At 44.7% G+C, this 22,707-nt stretch carries 23 protein-coding genes; 4 read left to right on the forward strand and 19 right to left on the reverse strand.

Going from position 1 to position 22,707, the window contains the following annotated elements; translation table 11 throughout:
- Positions 1-63: 63 nt before the first annotated feature.
- The 4 genes from fabD to JHD45_RS07350 are packed head-to-tail and all read right to left on the reverse strand — an operon-like array spanning position 64 to position 2,691.
- Complete coding sequence (gene fabD / locus JHD45_RS07335) at positions 64-987, reverse strand: ACP S-malonyltransferase (RefSeq protein ID WP_199475863.1); 924 nt, start codon at positions 985-987, stop codon at positions 64-66.
- Positions 984-1,937, reverse strand: coding sequence for a fatty acid synthesis protein (locus JHD45_RS07340; RefSeq protein ID WP_199475864.1), 954 nt, complete (start codon positions 1,935-1,937; stop codon positions 984-986). The genes fabD and JHD45_RS07340 overlap by 4 nt, the downstream gene beginning before the upstream one ends.
- Positions 1,938-1,948: 11 nt before the next feature.
- Complete coding sequence (rpmF, locus tag JHD45_RS07345) at positions 1,949-2,128, reverse strand: 50S ribosomal protein L32 (protein ID WP_013661159.1); 180 nt, start codon at positions 2,126-2,128, stop codon at positions 1,949-1,951.
- 11 nt (positions 2,129-2,139) lie between these two features.
- Entirely contained in the window at positions 2,140-2,691 is a 552-nt protein-coding gene (locus JHD45_RS07350) for a YceD family protein (protein WP_233407672.1), read from the reverse strand.
- 116 nt (positions 2,692-2,807) lie between these two features.
- Here JHD45_RS07350 and JHD45_RS07355 point away from each other — a divergent pair, with 116 nt between their 5' ends.
- Entirely contained in the window at positions 2,808-3,398 is a 591-nt protein-coding gene (locus JHD45_RS07355) for a Maf family protein (RefSeq protein WP_199475865.1), read from the forward strand.
- A 55-nt stretch (positions 3,399-3,453) separates the two neighbouring features.
- Here the strand turns inward: JHD45_RS07355 and JHD45_RS07360 are convergent, their stop codons facing one another.
- The 9 genes from JHD45_RS07360 to dinG form a co-directional block, all read right to left on the reverse strand.
- Positions 3,454-4,392, reverse strand: a complete 939-nt coding sequence (locus JHD45_RS07360; protein WP_199475866.1) for a patatin-like phospholipase family protein — start codon at positions 4,390-4,392, stop codon at positions 3,454-3,456.
- An 11-nt stretch (positions 4,393-4,403) separates the two neighbouring features.
- Complete coding sequence (locus tag JHD45_RS07365; RefSeq protein ID WP_233407674.1) at positions 4,404-5,180, reverse strand: DUF4892 domain-containing protein; 777 nt, start codon at positions 5,178-5,180, stop codon at positions 4,404-4,406.
- Positions 5,181-5,238: 58 nt separating this feature from the next.
- Positions 5,239-6,108 (reverse strand): alpha/beta fold hydrolase, encoded by an 870-nt coding sequence (locus JHD45_RS07370; protein ID WP_199475867.1) that lies wholly within the window; start codon positions 6,106-6,108, stop codon positions 5,239-5,241.
- A gap of 84 nt (positions 6,109-6,192) precedes the next feature.
- Positions 6,193-6,690, reverse strand: a complete 498-nt coding sequence (locus JHD45_RS07375) for a SixA phosphatase family protein (RefSeq protein ID WP_199475868.1) — start codon at positions 6,688-6,690, stop codon at positions 6,193-6,195.
- The gene (locus tag JHD45_RS07380; protein WP_199475869.1) at positions 6,677-6,961 is read right to left on the reverse strand and encodes a DUF4389 domain-containing protein; all 285 of its coding nucleotides are present in this window, start codon (positions 6,959-6,961) and stop codon (positions 6,677-6,679) included. The genes JHD45_RS07375 and JHD45_RS07380 overlap by 14 nt, the downstream gene beginning before the upstream one ends.
- Positions 6,954-7,988, reverse strand: a complete 1,035-nt coding sequence (locus tag JHD45_RS07385) for an NAD(P)H-dependent glycerol-3-phosphate dehydrogenase (protein ID WP_233407676.1) — start codon at positions 7,986-7,988, stop codon at positions 6,954-6,956. The genes JHD45_RS07380 and JHD45_RS07385 overlap by 8 nt, the downstream gene beginning before the upstream one ends.
- Before the next feature lie 125 nt (positions 7,989-8,113).
- Positions 8,114-9,535, reverse strand: a complete 1,422-nt coding sequence (locus JHD45_RS07390) for a protein adenylyltransferase SelO (protein WP_199475870.1) — start codon at positions 9,533-9,535, stop codon at positions 8,114-8,116.
- 80 nt (positions 9,536-9,615) lie between these two features.
- Positions 9,616-10,968: a DEAD/DEAH box helicase gene (locus JHD45_RS07395; RefSeq protein WP_199475871.1), complete on the reverse strand. Its 1,353-nt coding sequence runs from the start codon at positions 10,966-10,968 to the stop codon at positions 9,616-9,618.
- Positions 10,969-11,106: 138 nt separating this feature from the next.
- Entirely contained in the window at positions 11,107-13,230 is a 2,124-nt protein-coding gene (gene dinG / locus JHD45_RS07400) for an ATP-dependent DNA helicase DinG (protein WP_199475872.1), read from the reverse strand.
- Positions 13,231-13,300: 70 nt separating this feature from the next.
- Here dinG and lexA point away from each other — a divergent pair, with 70 nt between their 5' ends.
- Positions 13,301-13,924, forward strand: a complete 624-nt coding sequence (lexA, locus tag JHD45_RS07405; RefSeq protein ID WP_199475873.1) for a transcriptional repressor LexA — start codon at positions 13,301-13,303, stop codon at positions 13,922-13,924.
- 125 nt (positions 13,925-14,049) lie between these two features.
- On the opposite strand, the gene JHD45_RS07410 is transcribed toward lexA, so the two are convergent.
- From JHD45_RS07410 to topA, 3 genes are read right to left on the reverse strand one after another with little or no spacing between them, the layout of a single operon-like run.
- Positions 14,050-14,316 carry a hypothetical protein gene (locus tag JHD45_RS07410; protein WP_199475874.1) on the reverse strand — a complete coding sequence of 89 codons (267 nt, stop codon included), beginning with the start codon at positions 14,314-14,316 and terminating at the stop codon, positions 14,050-14,052.
- A 2-nt stretch (positions 14,317-14,318) separates the two neighbouring features.
- Positions 14,319-14,789, reverse strand: coding sequence for a DUF6586 family protein (locus JHD45_RS07415; protein ID WP_199475875.1), 471 nt, complete (start codon positions 14,787-14,789; stop codon positions 14,319-14,321).
- Positions 14,786-17,416 (reverse strand): type I DNA topoisomerase, encoded by a 2,631-nt coding sequence (gene topA / locus JHD45_RS07420; RefSeq protein WP_199475876.1) that lies wholly within the window; start codon positions 17,414-17,416, stop codon positions 14,786-14,788. The genes JHD45_RS07415 and topA overlap by 4 nt, the downstream gene beginning before the upstream one ends.
- 188 nt (positions 17,417-17,604) lie before the next feature.
- Between topA and JHD45_RS07425 the strand changes: the two genes are divergently transcribed.
- Positions 17,605-18,396, forward strand: a complete 792-nt coding sequence (locus JHD45_RS07425) for a DNA topoisomerase I (protein WP_199475877.1) — start codon at positions 17,605-17,607, stop codon at positions 18,394-18,396.
- 83 nt (positions 18,397-18,479) lie between these two features.
- On the opposite strand, the gene JHD45_RS07430 is transcribed toward JHD45_RS07425, so the two are convergent.
- Positions 18,480-18,965, reverse strand: coding sequence for a hypothetical protein (locus JHD45_RS07430; RefSeq protein ID WP_199475878.1), 486 nt, complete (start codon positions 18,963-18,965; stop codon positions 18,480-18,482).
- A 91-nt stretch (positions 18,966-19,056) separates the two neighbouring features.
- On the opposite strand from JHD45_RS07430, the gene JHD45_RS07435 reads away from it, so the two are divergent.
- Complete coding sequence (locus JHD45_RS07435; RefSeq protein ID WP_199475879.1) at positions 19,057-19,494, forward strand: universal stress protein; 438 nt, start codon at positions 19,057-19,059, stop codon at positions 19,492-19,494.
- 122 nt (positions 19,495-19,616) lie between these two features.
- Here the strand turns inward: JHD45_RS07435 and cysS are convergent, their stop codons facing one another.
- Complete coding sequence (gene cysS, locus JHD45_RS07440; RefSeq protein ID WP_199475880.1) at positions 19,617-20,999, reverse strand: cysteine--tRNA ligase; 1,383 nt, start codon at positions 20,997-20,999, stop codon at positions 19,617-19,619.
- A 4-nt stretch (positions 21,000-21,003) separates the two neighbouring features.
- Positions 21,004-22,677, reverse strand: coding sequence for a glutamine--tRNA ligase/YqeY domain fusion protein (locus tag JHD45_RS07445; protein WP_199475881.1), 1,674 nt, complete (start codon positions 22,675-22,677; stop codon positions 21,004-21,006).
- Positions 22,678-22,707 lie beyond the last annotated feature (30 nt).

The following is a 22,707-nucleotide window of genomic DNA, read 5'->3' on the forward strand; positions in this document are numbered from 1 at the left end:
TGTCTCCAATTTTCGATTTACTTAGTTGCTATATGGTACTAAAAAATCTTCTCACAACCCCAATTACGCAGAAATTGCAGCCTCAAAGCCACTTAAATCCCCTAAGGATGAAGCCGCCATGCCTTTAACAATGCGTTTATTCAAGCCACATAAAACCTTGCCAGGGCCGCACTCCAAGGTCGTTTTCACCCCCAACCCAGCCAGTAGTTCAATGGATTGAGTCCACAATACTGGCTCACTCAATTGAGACACCAAATTGGCTTTAATTACTTTAGCATCAGATACCGCTTGCGCACTGAAGTTTTGCACCAAAGTACAAGTTGGCTCATGGAATTCGATCGAAGCAAGTTTCTCCGCCAACTTTTCACCAGCCGGTACCATCAACTCACAATGAGATGGCACACTGACAGGGAGAGGCAGTGCACGTTTTGCTCCCGCTTCTTTAGCATGAGCCATTGCTTCTTCAACCGCCTTCACATGACCTGCAATCACTACCTGGCCTGGAGAGTTAAAATTCACCGCGCTGACAACACCAGTCGCCGCTTGACAGGCCGCTATGACCTCATCATCCCCTAAGCCGATGATTGCCGCCATTGCCCCTTCACCAGCAGGGACGGCATCTAGCATGTATTCTCCACGTAGTTTAACGAGTTCAACCGCCTCCAAAAAGGTAATAACACCAGAACATACTAATGCGGAATATTCACCCAAACTATGACCTGCAACATAAGCAGGCTTTGGACCACCTTGTTGTTCCCACAAACGCCACAAAGCAACACTGGCAGTTAACAAAGCGGGTTGTGTTTTATCGGTTTGATTTAGCTTATCTGCATCGTTTTGAACAAGGTCCCATAAATCATAACCAAGCACTCCTGACGCTTCCGCGAAGGTCTGACCAATAGTGTCATACTTTTCAGCTAAATCCGCCAACATGCCCAACTGCTGGGAACCCTGCCCAGGAAAAACAAAAGCTAACTCATTACTCATTTAGACTCCTCATTATCAAGTCGCGCTGCGATAGCCTTAGCTAAATTCACTTGCGCAATATCAATTCCGTACTCTATCGCCCCAATCATGGCCGCTAAATCCGACCCACCGTGACCCTTTACCAAATTACCGTTCACACCCACAAGGCAAGCCCCATGTCGACGCTTAGTTTGGTAAAACGTCTCGAACAACGATTGATCGCCACCTTGTTCCTTCAGCTGCTTCATCAGAAAAGACAACAACCCCTCTGACGCTTTTAGCACAGCGTTCCCTACCATGCCATCACATACAATGACATTTTTCTCACCATGGAACAGTTCACTTCCTTCTGCGTAGCCTAAATAGATAGGCCATGTTTTGCCAGAAAGCAATGTGTCTGCTTGACGAATGACAGAACTGCCTTTCGTACTTTCCACTCCGACATTCAGTAAACCGACCTTCGGCACTTCGTTACTCAATACTTCAACATATGCCGCACCAAGCTGCGCAAACCCCTCTAGCATTGACGGTGGACAATGAACATTTGCCCCCAAGTCCACTAAACAACGTAGCGGCTCAGCGTGCAACTCGCGAATCAATGCGGGATACAACTTAGGACGAATTACACCCATCAAATGCCGCGCCAGAGCAACCACAGCTCCGGTATTCCCAAACGTTACCACCACATCCGCCTTACCGCCCCGCAAACTCGCAATGGTTTGATACAAGGTGCTGTCCCGACGTTTAAACAAAGACAAGACAATATCATCCTCAGCACGGATTTCATCCAAGCAAGGCACAAGCACTAATCGACTATGATGAGTTAGAGGGATACATTCTGACGTTAAGTGAGAAGAGTAGTAGAGAGTAATTTCTACATTAGGATACTGAGAAAGCACCTCAAGTGCGCTTTCAAATGCAATGCGGGGACCTAAGTCCCCGCCCATAGCGTCTAAAGCTACCCTGATCATGGGTATCTTAGTTACTCACCTTTAGGGGTGATAACTTGACGACCACGGTAGAAACCGTCTGCAGAGACGTGGTGACGACGGTGAAGTTCACCAGTAGTCTGTTCTACAGATAGAGTTGCACTTGTCAAAGCGTCATGAGAACGGCGCTGGCCGCGACGTGAACGTGTCACTTTACTTTTTTGTACTGCCATTTTTGGAGCTCCTAACTTTTACTTGGCTTAAAATTAGCCAATATACTAAATGGATTCGGTTTTTGTTCGTCATCCGGTGCGTCATCGGTAGACGAGGCATACTTTACAGCTGTTGGGTTGCAACCACTTTCTTCATGATAGGCGACGATAGGCAAAGCGAGTATAATTTCTTGCTCCACCATGTCTGCCAAGATTATTTCACCATCGGTCATGACAACAGGGTCATAATCACTCGGTATATTTTTCGCGTGTTCTTCGTCATAAACGAAAGCAAGCGACAAATCGACCGTCAGTTCCTGTGAGACCATCTCCATACAACGTTGACAAACAACCTGAACAACGGTCTTCAGAGAACCTGTAGCAATGTAGCGCCTATCTTCATCAACTCTAAAGTCTAGATGAATAAACGCATCACCCTCATCCGACGCCAAGACAGCACAAAGCTCCTTAAGCTGGTTAAGGGGTAAGTACCCTTCAATCGCTGACTCATGGTGAGCGTATTTGCGAGGGTCAAAATATTTAGGTAATGAGTCATTCAACATGGCGGCAAATAATATGGACAAGTGTCCGTCTTGTCAAAGTCTAAGTGCATTCAAAGGCCTTTTTTTCACTGTTTTTCACTTTCAAGCTGAAAAAAACGTAAAATAACGCTCTTCTCTAATCAACTAGCGATTTTTTTATGACCAAAAAACTCATTCTCGGCTCATCATCCCCTTATCGTCAAGCCTTATTAGAACGACTCAATTTAGCATTTCAGTGTCACTCACCCGACATTGACGAAAGTCCAAAAGAACAGGAAACACCAGAGCAATTAGTTAAACGCCTAACCACGCAAAAAGCACAAGCCGTTTACCAAGACTTAAACCATCACGACCTTCTCATTATCAGCTCCGATCAAGTTGCCGTATTAGACGATCATATTCTAGGCAAACCACATACTGTGGAAAATGCTATCGCGCAATTATTACGCTTTAGTGGACGAAAAGTCACTTTTTTAACCGGGCTAGGTGTTTTGGCTTCAGACACAATGACGTATTCCTATACACTCAACGAATATCATGTATATTTTCGAGAACTTAACCAAGAAGAAGTCGCCCGTTATGTCAGCATAGAGCAGCCTTTGGATTGTGCGGGCAGTTTTAAATGTGAAGGGTTGGGAGTCGCCCTCTTTGAAAAAATGGAAGGCGATGACCCTACCAGCCTAATCGGCCTACCTTTAATTACTCTCTGTAAAATGTTGCGCCAACACGGTATTTCGCCTTTCTCTTAAGGCAAGAGACTGAAAAGCGGGAGACAAGACACCTCAAAAGGGTTGTCTTCCCTTATCACACCCCTTTAGGAAAAGAGAAATGAATGGGGTTTTCAGAGGTAAGCTCTTTCAACGCTTTCACCGTTACCTCATAACCAAACTCTATCAGCTCAGTGGCGCGCCAGAACTCATAAAAACCAGAAAGATCTTTAGGAATGGAAATCAACAAATTGGGGGAATACCCTGCCAGCTTGTACTGAGCCAAAGATTCTTGCATGGTTTCAAACATCATATTGACGGTTTGAATTCGCCCCCAGCTGGTTACATTACTTTTGCGCCCCATGCTTGCTGAGGGAGCTTTCGGCTCCTCCTCATCGGATTTATGACGACCAAACAATCCTTTAAAGGTTGACCACCATTCAGGCGTATTACTCTGCTCGACCAAAGACTCAGAGGTTAATTCTTGCGCAGGGCCATTAAGGTCCACAGCAACCAAATAATCCGCACCAGCCGACACTGTTGGAATGATCGGCAAAGGGTTTAACACTCCACCATCCACATACACTCGCCCATTCAGTTCAACAGGCGACACAATAGAAGGAATTGCAGAAGAAGCACGCATTGCATCAACGAGATCCCCTTTTTGGAACCAAAACTCTTTTTGATTGAGAAGATCCACCGCAACAGACGTAAAAGGAATCGGCAACGACTCAATAGTAGGACGACCGATAATATCTTCAATCACCTTAAAAAAACGATCCCCTTTAATATAAGCCCCATTTCGAAATGACATATCCAGCATGCGAAGCACTCGCACTTTATCTAAAGAAGTCGCCCATTCCGAAAAATCAGATAACCGCCCCGCCGCATACACCCCACCAATGATCGAACCAATAGAGCAGCCAGAAACACTGATAATCTCATAACCATGATCTTCAATCGCATTTATGACACCAATATGCGCATACCCTCTTGCTGCGCCACTGCCCAGCACCAAAGATACTGTTTTCTTCATACTCACAAGCCTTAGGGTAAAATATAAACAAAGGAAACACGATCCTGACCAAGCGACGTTCGTCCCATATCAGCCACATTAATAAAGCGCACTTTAGCCTGTAATCTCTCGCCGATCCCTAGTTGTATCTGTTTAATAAACTGATCCCCTCGAGACAAGGCACTATACCCTGCTTCAGCCTTACTGGAGACATACCCCACAACGTGTTGACTCGGCAACAAATCGCTTAAAAAACGACGAATTCTTGGAATATCCTGGACATCAAACTGTGCTGCCACCTCAAAATCCGCCTTACCGGTTGCATTGGTAGAAATATCGCTTATCCATACCATTATGTCACCGGCACCACGTTGATTAATATACAGCACTTGATAATCCCCAAGGCCATCCTGCAATGACATCAACATTTGATTATCATCAGCACCATACAACAAATACTGCTTAAAAAAATTATTAGCCCATGCATTACTGCTGCCACAGTTACGACCATCACATTCAAACAACAGGCGCCTATCTCCCTTGAGCATCACGGATTTGTAATAAGCCAATACACTGCTTAAGGGTTCATTTCGATTAATTTTATACAAGGAGTAACTATTTTCACCTTTCACCCGAATCACTGACTCTGGCTCCCAGCCACGACCAGATCGACGAATCTTTCCTAAGGGTACTTCAATTAAAGACACGTCATCAGTACCACTTTTTACTAACTGAGCCCCTCGGTAAGGCTCAATATTCGCTAAATCCGCCAACGCGATGCTACTCACCAACATTGAACATGCAATCATAACTTTCTTAAAATTGACCATGAGCCTTACCTGCCAGCTAAACCACCATTGTGCGGTGTTAGTTTTGATCAATGAACTTCCTCACTTCCTCTGCAACCGTTGGCGCCGTATCACGCTCCAGATGAAAATGATGATTCCCTTCTAACCATTTAAGTTTAATCCAAGGAAATTGAGCAGCACGCGCTCTTACAAACGCCTCACCTTCCTGATTTGCATACACTCCCTCTTTGGCTACTAAGGACAAAGCAGGGCATTTTATTTCAGCAATAAGCGCCGCTACACCCTCTTCATCCATTCTATAAGGGGATGGAAAAGACAACTTATGATCATGACGCCACCCCCAAAGATTGTCATCGGTTAGAATCGCCCCACGCTCAACCAATTCATTAGCCGCCTCACGGGACAAACTGGTAAAGCCATACATTCGAGCACTGACCATATCATCCAGAGTTTCGTAGCGAGCAAAGCGACCTTCGCGATGTTTTGCCATACGCTGAATAGCACGTTGCAGCATAGCAACACGCTCCGCAGGTTTCGTTGTCAAAGGCCCCATATTATCCAGCACCACCAAACCACGCACTTTTTCTGGAGCGATTGCAGCAACAATCATGGCGACCGCCCCTCCCATACTATGACCAATCAACCAAGTGCTTTGATTCGATAAATTCAGAATGGAAACGACGTCTAAAGCATAATCCCAAAGATGATAAAACGATCCTGCCGCACGATGATCCGATAAACCATGCCCGGCAAAATCAATAGAGCTATGAGTAAAGCCAGACAAATAAGGAGTGAGACAATTAAAACTGGCGGCATTATCCAGCCAACCATGCAAACATAAAACTTTGACCGCAGAAGGGTTGGATGACAACGTTTGCAACCCTGCGATTTTGGTGTGAGCCAGATTAAAAACTACATCACTCCCCATGAAACCTACTCCTTAAAACAACATACATAACACGACATTCAAAATGACTTAAGAGGCCTCTTCTCGCAGCTAACAACCAACGTCTCACTGAGGAATAAACCACCGGAATTGACAGCAAGCCGTGGCAAAAAGCTCACCTTCAAGGGCGGCTAATGATGCCGTCATCATTGAAAAATCATGTGGCAACGGCGCATCCGACAACAAATCAACCAATTGATAAGCAAATGGCTGATGAGTCACCAATAAAATAGACTCATAGGGCTGTTCATTTAGCCATAACGCCACATCTAAGGCTTTTCCGCTCGGCGTAATCAGCTGGCATGTTTGCCCTTCCAAAGGCGAATCATTGTCGTCGTTGATTTGATTTAGCTCCGTTAAAAAATGCTGCGCCGTTTGTTGAGCTCGAACATACGGACTAACAAAGACAGCATCCAACCGGTCACCTTTTTCTCGAAACGCTCCAGCCGTTGCAATCACTTCCTCGACACCAAGAGGCGTTAACTCGCGAAAAGCATCTTTATCAAAACCATAAGCCTGCGCATTACCATGACGCAGTACATATAAACGCTTAGTTTTGCTCATCAGTATTCACCTTAGGCCAAGGCTGAAATGGAAAGGGTTTTTCCTCGTCTTCAAACGACAAAAAGCGACATGCCTGACGAATAAACATACTCACGCTTGTCAGCCAACCAGATAGCATCTCAGCCTTTGATGAAGTGAGCAATCTTATGAGACTCACCACCACTATCAGTGCGCCAAACACTGTCAAGGCAATATTTAAAATCAACCAATACAACACCATATAAATTAATCGTAACCAAAAACCTTGATCGGTATAACTTGGCTTAGCCATGTTTTGTCTCCTTATCTGTCGCAAACTCGACATCCCATTTTTGCTCACCTGTCATCATTGAGCCAATTAAAGTATCCAGTTTAGCACCATCAAATAAAAGCCTAGACAAACCCACTGCCAATGGCATATACAACTGATGCTTACTTGCTTCCTCGACCACCATACGTAGCGTATTCACCCCTTCGGCCACTTCGCCAATTTCTTCTACAGCAGACTCAAGAGATTGCCCGGATCCGATCGCAAAACCCACACGATAATTACGACTCAATGGAGAAGAGCAAGTGGCAATCAAGTCTCCCATACCTGCCAACCCTAAAAAGGTCATCGGATTCGCACCAAAATGCACAGCAAAACGGCTCATTTCCGCCAAGCTGCGAGTCATGATCATTGCCATGGTGTTTTCACCCACTTTAAGCGCTTTCGCTAAACCACACACAATGGCATAAATATTTTTTAACGCCCCAGCCAACTCGACCCCAGTGCTGTCTGCGTTTTCATACACGCGAAATGTCTTCGACTTAAGCAGCTCAATCACTCGAGCACGAACCTTCTCATCATTGCTGGCAATCACCGATCCAGTGATTTGACCCGCCGCAATCTCCTTTGCCAGATTAGGACCACTTAACACACCAATTTTTTGCGTAGCCGGGTTGCGACGTAAAATATCACTCATCAGCTCAAAACGATTTGGATTAAAACCTTTTGTAGTGCTAATAAGCATCTTATCCGCCGTTAACAAAGGCGCGATTCGCTCAACCACTTGTTCAAATGATTTAGAAGGGATAGAGACAAAAACAGTATCGCTGTCTTTGATCGCTTGTTCTAAGTTACTGGTCGCCAGTAACTCATGATGCAGTTCCGCACCAGGCAGATAACGACTATTTAAACCTGTCAGATTAATTTCTTCTACCTGCTGCTCATTGCGCATCCACTGGCTCACCTGATAGCCATTATTCGCCATAATATTCGCCAAGGCGGTACCAAAACTGCCGCCACCTAATACGCAAACTGACTGCTTTTTTATCATCCTTTTTCCTACAATTTTTACTCGCGTGTTCTCACAGAATATAAACCTACTTTTCGGCGAGAAAGCTAATATTTATACGTTAAGAAGACCTAATATCATTATTTACCGAGCCCACTCTGTTCTTGTTATGAAGAGCAGCTCACCTCTAATGACTTACCCCAGTCTGGCGCTCTTTGCGCCAACTGCTCATTCTCTACATGCTCGTCAAACGGCGCATTTAGCACCGATAACAAACGACGAAAAGGCAAATAATCACCCTGCTCTGCGGCGACAATGACTTCGTGAGCAAGGTAGTTTCGCAATATATATTTGGGGTTGACTTGCTGCATTTGCAAACTGATTTGTTGCCAGCTTGCATTTTCTTGTTCACGGGCTTGCTGATACTGTGCGAGCCACTGAGACATTCGTTCTCTATCAATGACCTCATCCAGCACGATATGAGAATTATCAGGCGTCAATTTACTCAATAAACGGAAAAAGATGCTGTAGTCCATTTTCTCGGCAGCCAATATGGCAAACAAACTTGGTAACAGAGTCTCCAACTGCTGCGTATTAGTTATGCCCATCTTCGCCTTCATCAAATTTTCATAATGCGACTGCAATTCAGGCTCATAATGCTGCAAAATAGCAATCAGTTGCTCACGCTCAAGCAGCCGAGAAAAACAACGCATCAAACAGTTTAAATTCCACAAACCGATACTTGGCTGCCTAGAAAACGCGTAGCGTCCTTCGTAATCGGAATGATTACAAATCCAGTCCGGCTCATAATCCTCCATAAAACCATATGGGCCATAATCAATGGTTTCACCGGTAAACGAAAAATTATCGGTGTTCATGACGCCGTGCTGAAACCCAACAGCCTGCCACTTAGCAATCATTCTGGCGGTCCGTTTCACCACTTCAATTAGCATATTTTCAAGCGGCGCGTCTGTAGCTAAACACTGTGCGTAATAATGCTCAAGACAGTAGTCAAGTAACGCCTTGAGTTCATCATCTCTACGTTGATAAAAGAAAAACTCAAAATGCCCAAAGCGAATATGCCCTTGTGCCGTACGCAATAGCATAGCGCCTTTTTCGGGCGTTTCACGATACACAGGCTGTTCGCTGTCAAACAAGGCCAAAGCGCGGGAAGTAGGAATCGACAATGCATGCATTGCCTCACTGGCCAGATACTCACGAATACAAGAACGCAGTACCGCCCGACCATCGCCACGACGAGAATAAGGTGTTGGGCCCGCCCCCTTCATATGAAGGTCTTGCAAAAGACCACGATCATCACGTACTTCGCCCAACAAAACCCCTCTGCCATCGCCTAACTGAGGAGAAAAACCACCAAACTGATGGCCAGCATATACCATACTTAAGGCTTGTTCTATTGGCGCTTCACCGCTCAAAAGAGACTTGATTTCAGGAGATTTAATGTCGATAGACAGAGAGTGAGCAAGTTCCTGATTGAATTCAACCAAGCGCTGCTGAAGAAGTGGCTGGATGTGCGTCTTGGCAAAAAACGCTTCACCCAAACCCGCAAAGTGGTGCTCTAAGTTCATAGGTACTCACTTGATAAGCCTTTTACACAATGGCATTCGCTATACACATATTGTAAAAGGCTTTTAATGTAAGAAAAGTATTAAAGTGCCGTATTCACCATATATTCACAACGTATACTTTCACCCACGACCTTTTCAATTTCAGGAATCAAAAAGGCGTCATCTTCACTGGCAAAACTGACTGCTTTACCAGTCTCCCCGCCACGACCAGTACGACCAATACGGTGCACATAGTCTTCTGGGTCTTCCGGTAAAGCATAGTTAACAACCAGTTCAATATTATCCACGTGAATACCACGCCCGGCGACATCCGTTGCTACTAATACTTGAATAATGCCTTCTTTGAAGTTTTTCAATGTTTTGACACGTTTATCTTGCGCCACTTCACCCGACAGAATTGCACAATTAATATTCGCTTTTCTGAGTTTCTCATAAAGGTCGCGGGTTTCATCACGACGATTCGCGAAAATAATCGTTCTCTGATTGTTATTACCTTCAATCAACTGCTGCAGAACAGGCCATTTCTGCTCGGCCTCCACCGTATAAATCACTTGATCAATATTCTGGTTTGTCGCTTCTTTTGGTACAACAGAGACTTCTTTCGGAAAGAACGTCCATTGGCGTGCTAATACCTGAATATCTTTTGGAAAAGTCGCACTAAACAGCATCGTTTGGCGCTTCTCTTTATGGGGTGTCATGCGAATAATGCTTTTGACATCCGGAATAAAACCCATTGACAACATACGGTCAGCTTCATCCAACACTAAGCATTCCACCTGATTTAACATAACTTTTTTGCTGCGAGCAAAATCCAACAAACGACCAGGTGTCGCCACAAGAATATCCACATTCTCGTTTTCTAAAGCTTGCTTTTGCTTTTCATAGCTCATACCACCCACCAAAGAGACCACATTCAAATGGCAATTTGACGTCAATTTCTCCGCTTCATCGGCAATCTGTAACGCCAGCTCACGGGTTGGTGCGATAATCAAGCCACGGGCAAAGTGATTAGCACGTTTGCCCTCTAGCGGATAATCTAAAAAGTCACTGATCATGGCGATCAAAAAGGCAGCCGTTTTTCCGGTCCCTGTTTGCGCCTGTCCGATAATGTCATATCCCTTAATAGTCATTGGCAAGGTTTCTGCCTGAATTTCACTACAGTACTCAAACCCCATTTCAGAAATGGATTTTAATACCCGGTCAGGCAGGTTTAAATCATGAAAGCGTAATTTACCGTCTACTTTTGGCACTTGAAACTGATCGATTGACCACACTGAACCGTTATTTTCCATTTTTTCCGCCACTGAAGAAGCTGTTTGTGCAGACGCACTATTATTCGATTTGCTATTTTTGTTCGGGCGCTTATTAGAGCGGCGCGGACGCTTAGGTCTTGTTTTTTTCTCTGGAGCGGATTCTGTTGTTTGGTTTTCCATATTGGAATCTATATTCTTCTATATTTTTGAATTTATGAAACTTTGCGGGGAGTGTACCTAAATGATAGGTTTTTATCACCCCTTGCTTTGCTAAGTTGCACGTTTTCATACCCTATCGTAGGATTAAAAGACGACAAGCTATACCATACGATACGGTGGGAGACTATCAATTAACTGTTGCCCGTAACGTTTTGTCTTGAGACGCTTATCCAATATATGGATTTCTCCCGAGTCTTTTTCACTTCGCAACAAACGCCCCGTTGCTTGAACCAAGCGCAAAGAGGCATCTGGGATGGTAATTTCCATAAAGGGGTTGCCACCACGTTTTTGTATCCACTCAGCCAATGTGGCCTCAACGGGATCATCCGGTACCGCAAAAGGAATCTTAGCAATGTACACAGAGGTCAAATAACTACCAGGCAAGTCTACCCCTTCGGCAAAACTGGCCAACCCAAATAGCAAACTGCCCTTACCTTCATCAATCCTAGCCCTATGAGAATCTAGAATCACCCGTTTAGACTGCTCGCCCTGAATAAGAAGAATCTCTTGCAACCCAGCAGAAAGTGATTTAGCTACCTCCTCCATCTGACGACGCGAAGAAAACAGCACCAAACTCCCCTTATCAGTATGAACATGCTCATTCAGATACGTCACAATCTCCGCAGTATGCTGATCCACACGATTTGGCTCATGCTCCATATTGGGCACCACCAATAGACCATTATTCTGGAAGTCAAACGGACTTAACACCCGCAAATATTCACTTTCCCGAGGCACCCCTGAGCGCATATTAAAACGATGAAATTGATTCAGCGCGGTCAGTGTGGCCGATGTGACCACCGCTCCAAAGCACTTATCCCATAACTGCTGACGTAGCGTATTGGCCGCCAGAATTGGTGAACCACCAAGCTCAACATCTTGCTCCATCCCTTGCCCTATCACCACTAACCAACGGGCATTAGGCGGAAAGTTTTGATCATCAACCGTAGAGTATAGACGCCATAACTCAATACATTGCTCTAAACGGCCTAAAATCACGCCCAAAATCGGCTGCCAAGTCTCCGCTGTTTCTGGGGTAATCCCCATTCCTTCGTTCTGTTTGGTTTTCTTACATTCATCCTGAATACTTTCGATATTATTGAACAGCTTCTGATAAGACGTCTGCAAACTGTAAGCCAATTGTCGCAACTCGTCCGGTATCACACCAAATTCAAAGCGGTGCTGATTATTGTCTTGATCCAACCCTAAACCTTGTATGTAAGGCGCCAAACCTTGCTGAGCATACTGAATAAAATTCACAATACTCTGAATCTGCTGGGGGATTTTCAGCAATAACTGACCAGTTAAACTGACCGCATCGGTCAACTCCTGCTTCAAATTCACCAGGTTTTTCTCCAACTGGCGAAGCCAAGTAATACTTTGCTGTAAACGCACTTCATGACGAAAGTGGCCAATGGCTTTATCAGGAAGGTGATGGCCTTCATCGAAGACATAGATGGTTTCTTTTGGTGGCGTAAGAATGGCGCCGCCGCCTAGAGATAAATCGGCTAATACAAGATCATGGTTGGCAACAATCACATCGGCAACCTCAATCTCAGCCCGTGCTTTAAAAAATGGACAGGCAGAATAATTAGCACAATTTCGGTTCGTGCATTGTTGGTGATCTGTCGTTAAGCGGCGCCAATCTTGATCGCGAATCACGCCTTCCCAATTATCTTTATCCCCGTCCCATTCGCCTTTAGATAACGCCACATCCATTTCTTGGTACAAAACCGTATTCACATCATCAGCTTGTAAATGCTGCTCAAACAGTCCTGCAAACATGTCCTCCATACCTTGATCTTCCGAGCTTAAAAAGCTCTCAAGGTTGTTTAGACAGAGATAACGCCCACGTCCTTTTGCCAATGTATATTTGAAGCTTAATTCCGTGTGTGCAAGCAAGTTAGGCAGTTCTTTATGCAAAATTTGCTCTTGCAGAGCCACTGTTGCCGTAGAGATAATGAGTTTCAAGCCACGTGCTTTCGCTATTGGAATGGCCGCTAAACAATAAGACAGTGTCTTTCCGGTCCCCGTTCCAGCCTCAATGACCGCCACGTGCTTTTCGTCTAGCCGATTACCTTCGCTGTCTTGTTTGATATTCCCCAAAGTACGCGCGATTGCGCCGATCATCTGACGCTGACCAACTCGGGGTTTATGCTGTTTTGCTTCCAAAGAAGCACGATAAGCAAGATGAATTTGTGTTTTTAGTTCGTCTGAAAGCATTTAAATTATTGAGAATCGTTGGTGATGCTGTATATAATAACAGTTACTGTATAAACAACCAGATGGCCCTATGATTAAATTAACCAAAAGACAATCTGACGTACTAGAAACCATTCGCGAATTTATTAGCGAAACCGGCTTTCCTCCAACACGTGCAGAAATCGCAGGTCGCTTAGGCTTTAAATCGCCCAATGCCGCCGAAGAACACCTGAAGGCCCTTGCCAAAAAAGGTGCCATCAAAATGCTCTCTGGCGCATCCCGAGGCATTCAATTAATTGAAGACTCTGTCGAGGCTGCCAACGACGAAGAGCTTGGCCTACCCGTCATTGGCAAAGTGGCCGCGGGCTTTCCAATTCTTGCACAAGAAAACATCGCATCACATGTGAGCGTGCCGCCTAATATGTTTTCCCCTAAAGCGGATTACTTTTTATCTGTCTCCGGCACCAGTATGAAAAATATTGGCATTATGGAGGGCGATCTCTTGGCTGTCCATAAAACCACTACCATTCGCAATGGTCAGATCGTTGTTGCCCGCATTGGCGATGAGGTCACGGTTAAGCGTTTCTATCAAAAAGGCAGTCAAGTACGTCTACAACCCGAGAATGAAGAATTTGACGATATTCTTGTTGATCTGGAAAGCGAAGAGTTTGCCATCGAAGGCTTATCTGTCGGTGTCATAAGACAAACCGTTTAAGCTAATACCTTAAGCTAACCCGGCACATATTCTAACAGATAAAGATGAGGCCGACCTAACCAACCATTAATAGGCGGCCAAGAAAAATGCGAAGCCATGGCTTCGCATTTTTTATATCGTCCTGATCAATGCAGGATTTTAGGGCGCATTTCCAAATCTTCTAAGTACTCAGCATCGTCTCCAAAAGCGGATTCATCAGAATAAACAAAGTCTATACCTGCATGAAACATGCATTTAGCCAATTCAAAATACCGCTCTTTTAAGTATGACTTCGTTGTATCGGAAATGACCAAGGTGGCCAGCGGCTCAACACTTTCTCCGTCTTCACTTGCTGGTCTCAACACAATGTCGCCATTATCGAGTTCAACAATCTCTAGATAAGATTCTTTCATAATTAATACTCTGATGATTCTTCTCTAAAACGCAACACCAACTCAACAAGCTTGGACAAGTACAGACCAACTGAAGCACCGGCATCCGATCCTTTACCAATTATATTGTCCGAACTCATACCAGAAAACGATGTATAGTGACATTCCAACTGGGCAATGAATGCTTGCTCTAATTGATTCAGCCAAGAAAGGGGTTGTAAAGCAAGATCTGCTAGCTCGCTCAATGTGGGTACCACAACCCCTATCTCTTTCGCTGCATGTTGTAATTTCAAGATATCTAATTCTGATTTCAGACTATAAGCCGTTTTGATCTCTTGTAGCAAACCGTTCAAGGCACTGCGAAGGTGAAACAAAGACGCTCCTTCTAGTCCAGCGAGCAACCAAGACTCTTCACACTGCTGGCTTTTCTGCAAAAAACGTCGTGCTGCGTCTAACTTCTGGTTGGTAACACTCGCTTGACTAGCGCTACTCATTTCTTTTTCTTACCTTCTTCAACAACCCATTTACTACCAACATAGTAAGCTTTCCAGCCCGTTGGCTTTCCTTCTTCTTCGGTCATCACATATTGCTCTTTCGTTTTACGACTATAGCGAATCACCGTAGGACGGCCTTCATTATCCTTAACTGGCGCGGTCTTGAAAAAGTGATATTTAGGATCAATCTGATCCATAAACGGCAGCAGTTCTTTCACTAACGGCGCACGCGTCTCTCGTTTACGAGGAAACTGACTGGCCGCCAAAAACAGACCTGTTGCTCCATCACGCAATACATAATGGTCATCAACTTTGTCACAAGCCAAATCTGGCATAGGAACAGGATCCATTTTTGGTGGTGCTGCCTCACCATTTTTCAATAGCTTACGGGTATTTTTACACTCTTCGTTTGTACACCCGAAGTATTTCCCAAAGCGACCCGTTTTAAGCTGCATTTCGGAGCCACACTTATCACACTCCAGCACTGGGCCATCGTAACCTTTGATTTTAAAGAATCCCTTCTCTACTTCGTATCCAGAACAAGCAGGGTTATTACCACAAACATGCAGCTTACGATGCTCATCCATCAAATAGCTGTCCATGGCAGAACCACAAATTTTACAGCGGCGCTTTCCGATTAGAGCCTTAGATTCCCCTTCTTCATCATCAACCGCAATTGCTTCATCGCCGCGAATCAAATTAATTGTCGCCTTACAACGCTCTTTGGGCGGTAACGAATAACCGGAACAAGATAAGAACACCCCTGTACTCGCCGTACGGATTTGCATAGGACGAGAGCAAGTCGGACACTCAATATCAGTCGGTGTCGGCTCGTTAGGCATCATCCCTTCATCTGGCGATTCCGCCTTAGCCAACATACCACTGAAGTCTTTGTAAAACGCATTCAACGTTTTAATCCAGTCTTTTTTACCTTCTGCAATGTCATCCAGCTGTTCTTCCATCTCAGCAGTAAAGCTAAAATTCATCAAAGAATGGAAGCTATCCACTAGACGCTCGGTAACAATATCTCCCATTTTTTCCGCGTAAAAACGACGATTTTCAACACGCACATACCCGCGCTCTTGAATCGTTGAAATGATAGAAGCGTAGGTAGAGGGACGACCAATACCACGTTTTTCCAGCTCTTTTACCAAACTGGCTTCGCTAAAGCGTGCGATAGGCTTGGTAAAGTGCTGCTCGGGCAACAAAGAGTCAAGCACCAAGGTTTCCCCTTGAGCCACATCTGGTAGGATATTGTCTTCGCCTTTTTTCGCGAACGACTGCATAGCCCGAGTGTAACCATCAAAGCGCAAAATACGCCCTTTAGCTTTAAATTCGTATTCCCCACTCGTCACCGTAACAGAGGTAGATGTGTACAAAGCTGGCGTCATTTGACATGCCATAAATTGACTACGAATCAGGTCATAGAGACGATGGGAATCTTTTTCCATGCCCTGCAGATCATCCGGTCGTACGTTCACATCCGATGGACGGATGGCTTCATGGGCTTCTTGGGCACCCTCTTTACTACTGTAACGTAGTGGCTCTTTCGGTAAATATTTATCACCAAAGTTCGATAAAATATACTCTCGTAGCGCCTCAACCGCTTCAACACTTAAGTTGGTCGAATCCGTACGCATATATGTGATGTAACCCGCTTCGTATAAGCGCTGGGCAAGCATCATGGTTTTTTTCACACCAAAGCCTAAACGCGTACTCGCCGCTTGTTGTAACGTCGAGGTGATAAAGGGGGCGGAAGGCTTACTACTGGTCGGCTTATCTTCGCGATTGCTAACGTGATAACTCGCACCATCCAGTCGGGCCACATGAGCATCAGACTCTTCCTTGCTAACCGGACGATATTCTTTGCCTTGATATTTTACCGCATCAAACTTAATCGATTCTTTCGCTGGCGTTTTTAGTAACGCTTGCAACTCCCAGAACTCTTCTGGAACAAAGGCGCGAATTTCTTTTTCTCGCTCAACAATTAAGCGTACAGCAACGGACTGAACCCGCCCAGCAGATAAGCCTCGAGCTACTTTCGCCCAAAGTAAAGGCGACACCATAAAACCTACTACGCGATCTAAGAAACGACGTGCTTGCTGTGCATTAACACGGTTAATGTCAAGCTCAGAGGGCGTTTCAAACGCGGCTTGAATGGCTTTTTTAGTGATCTCATTAAAGACCACTCTTTTGTAGCGGTTGTCATCACCACCTATGGCTTCGCGCAAATGCCACGCAATGGCCTCCCCTTCTCTATCCAAATCCGTTGCCAGATAGATCTGATCGGCATTCTTTGCTAAGCGTTTTAGCTCATCAACTACCTTCTCTTTGCCTGGCAGCACTTCATAATGGGCTTCCCAGTCATTTTCAGGGTCAATGCCCATGCGAGCGATAAGCTGCTGCTGTGACTTACGACGCTTATACTCCACCTTTTCTTCAGGGCTCATCTTACGTGTCAAAGCCGCTTGCTTAGCACGCTCTTGAGGCGTTGACTTCGCTGTCGTACCAGAAGGCAAATCGCGAATGTGACCCACACTCGACTTAACAACAAAGTCATTGCCTAGGTATTTGTTGATGGTTTTCGCCTTAGCTGGCGATTCCACGATAACCAGTGATTTTCCCATTGAACTGTATAAGCCTTCTTTTTGAGTACGTCTGCAAAATTCGTTTTGCGTAAATTAGTCTTCGGGGCGCTGATATTAAGCAAACACCTTTTATATGACAAGTGATCGCTGTATTGTTTCGCATATTATCGCTTGCTGAACTAAGTATTTCTTATTTAACATACTGAATTCATTGCTCAAGGACAATCATGGCAACACTTCAAATTCTTACTATTGCTTTTTTAATGATCATAGTCGTTCTTTCAGTTGTCATTGGTTCACGTGCCCAACAGAAAGAAAAAGAGTTAACAGAACGTCGTTTTAAGCAATTACAACTGACCAATCGAGCGGATCGCGCCGAATATCATCTGCGAGGTCTAAAAGATATTAATACGGACACCATCGTGACCGATGTGCTTTACGATTATTATCTAGACACACTTCGCGAACTTTTACAATATTCTGACGATCCAGAAAAAGTAGAAGTCCGCATCGCCAAAGCAGAAGAAGATCGTAATGCATTACCCGTTGAATTTAACCCTGAGCCAGAAGCCCTTAGCTTCCAACAAAAAGCCAATTACAAAGAGCGCCTGACGAAAACAGCTAAAATGTTACTTTATCTTCGTCGCCGGGGCCGCATTAGCAACTCCCATTACAAGCTCTGCTATGACTACCTTCGCTGGCTTAATTTATGGGTTCAGTTAAACCGACAAATGGTGCAAGCCAACAAAAACTTTAATGGCGGAGATTTGCGCGTTGCACAAACCCTCTATGGCGTTATTTTGTCTCATATCAAGTCCGACTCCATTGAGCGGCCAGAAAAGAAAGCACTCCAGGATTACGTCATGGATAAGATGAAACGCATCATGCAACCTAAGCTAGACGCCATTAAGGATGCTGAAAACCCAGAAGAAGTGCTAAGCAAACTGATCCAAAACATTGAAGCAAATAACGATGTGGCCAACATGATCAACAAGCAACTGGATGCAGATAACCAATAGACAAAGCCAATTAACCAAACATTAAACGTGTGATCAGCTGTTTGTTTGACCACATGTTTGTTTACCCTTCAGTCTTCCCAGTTTCAAATCAAGGACGGCTTTGCTAAAGAATGGGCCAACCTTGAAATCAGTTTAACGGTATCCTCGTCTCCTTTTTCCTCATCCCAGTACACTGATACGCCGTCTTTATTGATCTTAATAGCCGTGGCAACACCGGATAATGTCAACAAATCTTGCTTATCCTGATCGGTTAAATTTAGCTCTTTACTCATCCACCAGCTTGACACGACAGGAAGGTATTTCCATACCTCATAAGAGATCAACCAAAGTTCTTCTTCAATTAAATCAAGCGGTTTGTCTCGAAATAAGCAATAAGCATAAAATTTTTGCACGTCTTTTGACTTATCCCACTTGTCAGGTAGCCCGATTGATGTAAGCTGAACAGTAAGTTTTAATTGTCGTGCGTTCATTCGTAGTTCTCCCAAACGCCGCTCTCGTTTGGTAGGGAGAATCCATGAGGCTGCTCCCATAATGGATAACGTAATAAAAATAATGATCGCTAATTTCATACACCTTGCTCGTTACATATAGACTAAAATAAATAGAAACTGATATTCGCATTTAAGCACTTAAAATCAGCATCCAAACTGGAGGTATCCTATGTTGTACCAAAAAATACTACTTGCCATTGATCTAACTGACGAGAGCATTAAAGTCGCCAACAAAGCAGCCGAACTGTCTAAGGCCATGGGAGCCGAACTCATCATTGTACACGTTATTGAGTCTCTCAATTACGCTTATGGAGGCGATGTCCCGATTGACATCACTGACATACAAAATCAGCTTAAAGACACGGCGAAAGAACGCATGGCCGTCTTGGAAGGCCAAATCGACGTACCTGTCAAAGAAACCTGTGTCACTCAAGGTGGCATCGAAAGTGAAATCCACCGCATTGCAGAAGAAAAAGGCGTCGACGTTATCGTTGTTGGCAGTCACGGCCGTCATGGCCTAGCTCTTTTATTAGGCTCGACTGCCAATGGCGTACTTCATGGTGCACCATGTGATGTGCTAGCCGTTCGCGTTCACCGCAGCGAATAACACTTTCAACCAGCATCACTTGAGTAACTTCCAGTATTCAAGTCGCTCCCAGTAAAAAAGGCGATGCCAATTAAAAACATCGCCTTTTTATCTACTAGATGTTACGAAAAAACCTCAAGCCACTAATGGCGTGTCCACGTTGTTCCTTCGCGACTATCCAACAGCTCAATGCCTTGTCTTGCCAACTCATCACGAATTTCATCACTGCGAGCAAAGTTTTTATCTTTGCGGGCTTGTGTACGTTCATCGATCAACGCCTGAATCGCCGCTTCATCTAATCCTTCTGACAAAGTGCTGTTTTGCAAGAAATACTCAGGATCCTGACCAAGTAGCCCCAGCAACTCCGCTAATGCTCGCAATTCCGCCGCTAACTTAGGTGCCATTGTCGGCGACTCCGTTTTAGCTTTATTCAATTCGCGAACCAATTCAAATAGAACAGACACTGCTACAGCGGTATTGAAGTCGTCTTTCATCGCGTCTTCAAAACGCTCAGTAAATTTGGTCGGCTCATAGGAATCAGCAACCTCTTGTTGGCGTAGCGCTGTGTAAAGACGCTCCAGCGCCACTTTCGCCTCCTGCAAACTTTGATCCGAGTAATCAATTGGGCTGCGATACTGGCTCGACACCATTAGGTATCGAATCACCTCTGGATTAAATTTCGCTAACACATCGCGAACCGTGAAGAAATTACCTAATGACTTAGACATTTTCTCATTGTTCACACGCACGGCACCACAGTGCATCCAATAGTTAACATAATCCTTACCCGTTGCCGCTTCAGACTGAGCAATTTCGTTTTCATGGTGAGGAAACTTAAGATCAGGCCCCCCACCATGGATATCAAAATGACTCCCTAGGCAACTCGTCGACATGGCAGAGCATTCAATATGCCAGCCAGGACGGCCTTTCCCCCATGGGGAATCCCACGCGACCTCACCTTCTTTTGCGGGCTTCCACAATACAAAATCAGCGGGATGCTCTTTCGATGCCTCCACTTCAATACGTGCACCAGCGAGCATATCTTCAAGCTTACGATTGTTTAGCTTTCCGTAATCTTTGAATTTAGCCGCGCGATAGTACACATCACCAGAAGCGCCCTGATAAGCAAATCCTTTATCAACTAAGATGCTTACCATATCAATGATTTCTTGCATGAACTCTGTGGCTTTGGGCTCACGATCAGGCATTTTATTACCCAACGCCAACTCATCTTCACGTTGAGCCGCGATCATGCGCTCAGTCAGTGCCTGAGTCGACTCATTATTCTCTTCCGCACGTTTGATAATTTTGTCATCGACATCCGTAATATTGCGAATATAGGTCAAATCATAACCAAGGTGACGGATAAAACGTGAGATAATATCGAAGGAAATCATCGCGCGAGCATGCCCAATGTGACAGAAGTCATACACGGTATTGCCACAGACATACATACCGACTTTGCCTTCGACAATGGGTTTGAAAATTTCTTTTTTGCCCGTTAGGGTGTTATAAATCTTCAACATGCTCTTACTTTCCTTTTGCTTCGATTTTCGCCCAAGAATCACGTAACGTTACAGTACGGTTAAAGACCATACCCTCTTCTTTCAAATCGCGACAAAAATACCCTTCACGCTCAAACTGAAAGCCCTGACCTTTTTGCGCAGAAACAAGAGACGGTTCCACTTTCGCATTGGTTAAAACAGTCAATGACTCAGGGTTGATAAAATCTAAAAAGGTTTTGTCTTCATAATTCGCATCAGGCGCTTCATTAACAAACAAGCGGTCATACAAATTCACGGTGGCATCAACAGCATGTTTTGCACTCACCCAATGGATCACCCCTTTTGGTTTATAGTCTTCTGGGTTAACCCCCAAGGTGTTCTCATCGTAGCGGCATAGCAGTTCAACCACTTCACCCGCTTCGTTCTTAATCGCCTCATCACAGGTAATCACATAACCACCACGTAGACGAACTGCACCATCCAATGTTAAACGCTTCCACTTGCGAGGAGGTACTTCTGCAAAGTCTGCCGCATCAATATAGAGCGATTTACTGAACGGCACCTCACGAGTGCCAGCTTCTTCATTTTTCGGATGATTACTGACTGTGAAGATTTCTTCTTTGTCTTCTGGGTAGTTGGTCAACGTTACTTTAATGGGGTTCAAAACCGCCATGGCACGGTTAGCATTCGCATCCAAATCTTCACGAATCGCGTGTTCAAGCATACCCACATCAACCACGCTGTCCGATTTTGTAACACCAATACGTTCACAGAAATTGCGAATAGATTGAGCCGTATAACCACGTCGACGAAGACCGGAAATGGTTGGCATACGAGGATCATCCCAACCGTCTACATGCTTCTCATCCACCAACTGTTTGAGTTTACGTTTACTGGTCACGGTGTAGTTCAAATTCAACCGAGCAAATTCGATTTGCTGAGGATGAACGGTTTTTAGGGTTTCCAACACCCAATCATATAATGGACGATGATCTTGGAATTCCAACGTACAAATGGAATGCGTTACCCCTTCAATGGCATCCGACAAACAATGAGTAAAATCGTACATTGGGTAAACGCACCATTTATCACCAGTTTGGTGGTGATGAACGTGACGAACACGATAAATAATCGGATCACGAAGATTAATGTTTGGGCTGGCCATATCAATTTTGGCCCGCAACACCACTTCACCATCTTTGTATTTGCCGTTTTTCATGTCCATAAAAATGGCCATATTTTCTTCCACGGTACGATCACGGTACGGGCTGTTTTTACCCGGCTCTTTCAAGGTGCCACGGTATTCACGCATTTGCTCGCCATTCAACTCACATGCGTAAGCTTTACCGGCTTGCACAAGTTGAACCGCATAGTCAAACAGTTGGTCAAAATAGTCAGAAGCAAACTTGGGCTGATCTTTCCACTCAAAGCCTAACCACTCGACATCGTGCTTAATAGACTCAATGTACTCAACACTCTCTTTTTCAGGGTTGGTATCGTCAAAACGTAGATTACATTGCCCATTGTAACGTTGCGCTACGCCGAAGTTTAGACAGATAGATTTAGCATGACCAATGTGTAAATAGCCATTTGGCTCAGGTGGGAAGCGCGTTAGCACCTTGCCTCCATGCTTTCCTGATTCGTTATCTTTATCAATGATTTGGGTAATGAAATTACCTGGTTTTGACGTTTCTGACATGTTTGATGTAAGTCCCGATTAATATTCGTC

Origin of the sequence: Marinomonas spartinae (assembly GCF_016461715.1) — a bacterium.
GTDB classification, from domain to species: domain Bacteria; phylum Pseudomonadota; class Gammaproteobacteria; order Pseudomonadales; family Marinomonadaceae; genus Marinomonas; species Marinomonas spartinae_A.

What these genes read in the sequence shown, in the direction of transcription:
- fabD (WP_199475863.1), bottom strand. Translation starts at nt 987, where the DNA reads ATGAGTAATGAGTTAGCTTTTGTTTTTCCTGGGCAGGGTTCCCAGCAG.
- JHD45_RS07340 (WP_199475864.1), bottom strand. Translation starts at nt 1,937, where the DNA reads ATGATCAGGGTAGCTTTAGACGCTATGGGCGGGGACTTAGGTCCCCGC.
- rpmF (WP_013661159.1), bottom strand. Translation starts at nt 2,128, where the DNA reads ATGGCAGTACAAAAAAGTAAAGTGACACGTTCACGTCGCGGCCAGCGC.
- JHD45_RS07355 (WP_199475865.1), top strand. Translation starts at nt 2,808, where the DNA reads ATGACCAAAAAACTCATTCTCGGCTCATCATCCCCTTATCGTCAAGCC.
- JHD45_RS07360 (WP_199475866.1), bottom strand. Translation starts at nt 4,392, where the DNA reads ATGAAGAAAACAGTATCTTTGGTGCTGGGCAGTGGCGCAGCAAGAGGG.
- JHD45_RS07365 (WP_233407674.1), bottom strand. Translation starts at nt 5,180, where the DNA reads ATGATTGCATGTTCAATGTTGGTGAGTAGCATCGCGTTGGCGGATTTA.
- JHD45_RS07370 (WP_199475867.1), bottom strand. Translation starts at nt 6,108, where the DNA reads ATGGGGAGTGATGTAGTTTTTAATCTGGCTCACACCAAAATCGCAGGG.
- JHD45_RS07375 (WP_199475868.1), bottom strand. Translation starts at nt 6,690, where the DNA reads ATGAGCAAAACTAAGCGTTTATATGTACTGCGTCATGGTAATGCGCAG.
- JHD45_RS07380 (WP_199475869.1), bottom strand. Translation starts at nt 6,961, where the DNA reads ATGGCTAAGCCAAGTTATACCGATCAAGGTTTTTGGTTACGATTAATT.
- JHD45_RS07385 (WP_233407676.1), bottom strand. Translation starts at nt 7,988, where the DNA reads ATGATAAAAAAGCAGTCAGTTTGCGTATTAGGTGGCGGCAGTTTTGGT.
- JHD45_RS07390 (WP_199475870.1), bottom strand. Translation starts at nt 9,535, where the DNA reads ATGAACTTAGAGCACCACTTTGCGGGTTTGGGTGAAGCGTTTTTTGCC.
- JHD45_RS07395 (WP_199475871.1), bottom strand. Translation starts at nt 10,968, where the DNA reads ATGGAAAACCAAACAACAGAATCCGCTCCAGAGAAAAAAACAAGACCT.
- dinG (WP_199475872.1), bottom strand. Translation starts at nt 13,230, where the DNA reads ATGCTTTCAGACGAACTAAAAACACAAATTCATCTTGCTTATCGTGCT.
- lexA (WP_199475873.1), top strand. Translation starts at nt 13,301, where the DNA reads ATGATTAAATTAACCAAAAGACAATCTGACGTACTAGAAACCATTCGC.
- JHD45_RS07410 (WP_199475874.1), bottom strand. Translation starts at nt 14,316, where the DNA reads ATGAAAGAATCTTATCTAGAGATTGTTGAACTCGATAATGGCGACATT.
- JHD45_RS07415 (WP_199475875.1), bottom strand. Translation starts at nt 14,789, where the DNA reads ATGAGTAGCGCTAGTCAAGCGAGTGTTACCAACCAGAAGTTAGACGCA.
- topA (WP_199475876.1), bottom strand. Translation starts at nt 17,416, where the DNA reads ATGGGAAAATCACTGGTTATCGTGGAATCGCCAGCTAAGGCGAAAACC.
- JHD45_RS07425 (WP_199475877.1), top strand. Translation starts at nt 17,605, where the DNA reads ATGGCAACACTTCAAATTCTTACTATTGCTTTTTTAATGATCATAGTC.
- JHD45_RS07430 (WP_199475878.1), bottom strand. Translation starts at nt 18,965, where the DNA reads ATGAAATTAGCGATCATTATTTTTATTACGTTATCCATTATGGGAGCA.
- JHD45_RS07435 (WP_199475879.1), top strand. Translation starts at nt 19,057, where the DNA reads ATGTTGTACCAAAAAATACTACTTGCCATTGATCTAACTGACGAGAGC.
- cysS (WP_199475880.1), bottom strand. Translation starts at nt 20,999, where the DNA reads ATGTTGAAGATTTATAACACCCTAACGGGCAAAAAAGAAATTTTCAAA.
- JHD45_RS07445 (WP_199475881.1), bottom strand. Translation starts at nt 22,677, where the DNA reads ATGTCAGAAACGTCAAAACCAGGTAATTTCATTACCCAAATCATTGAT.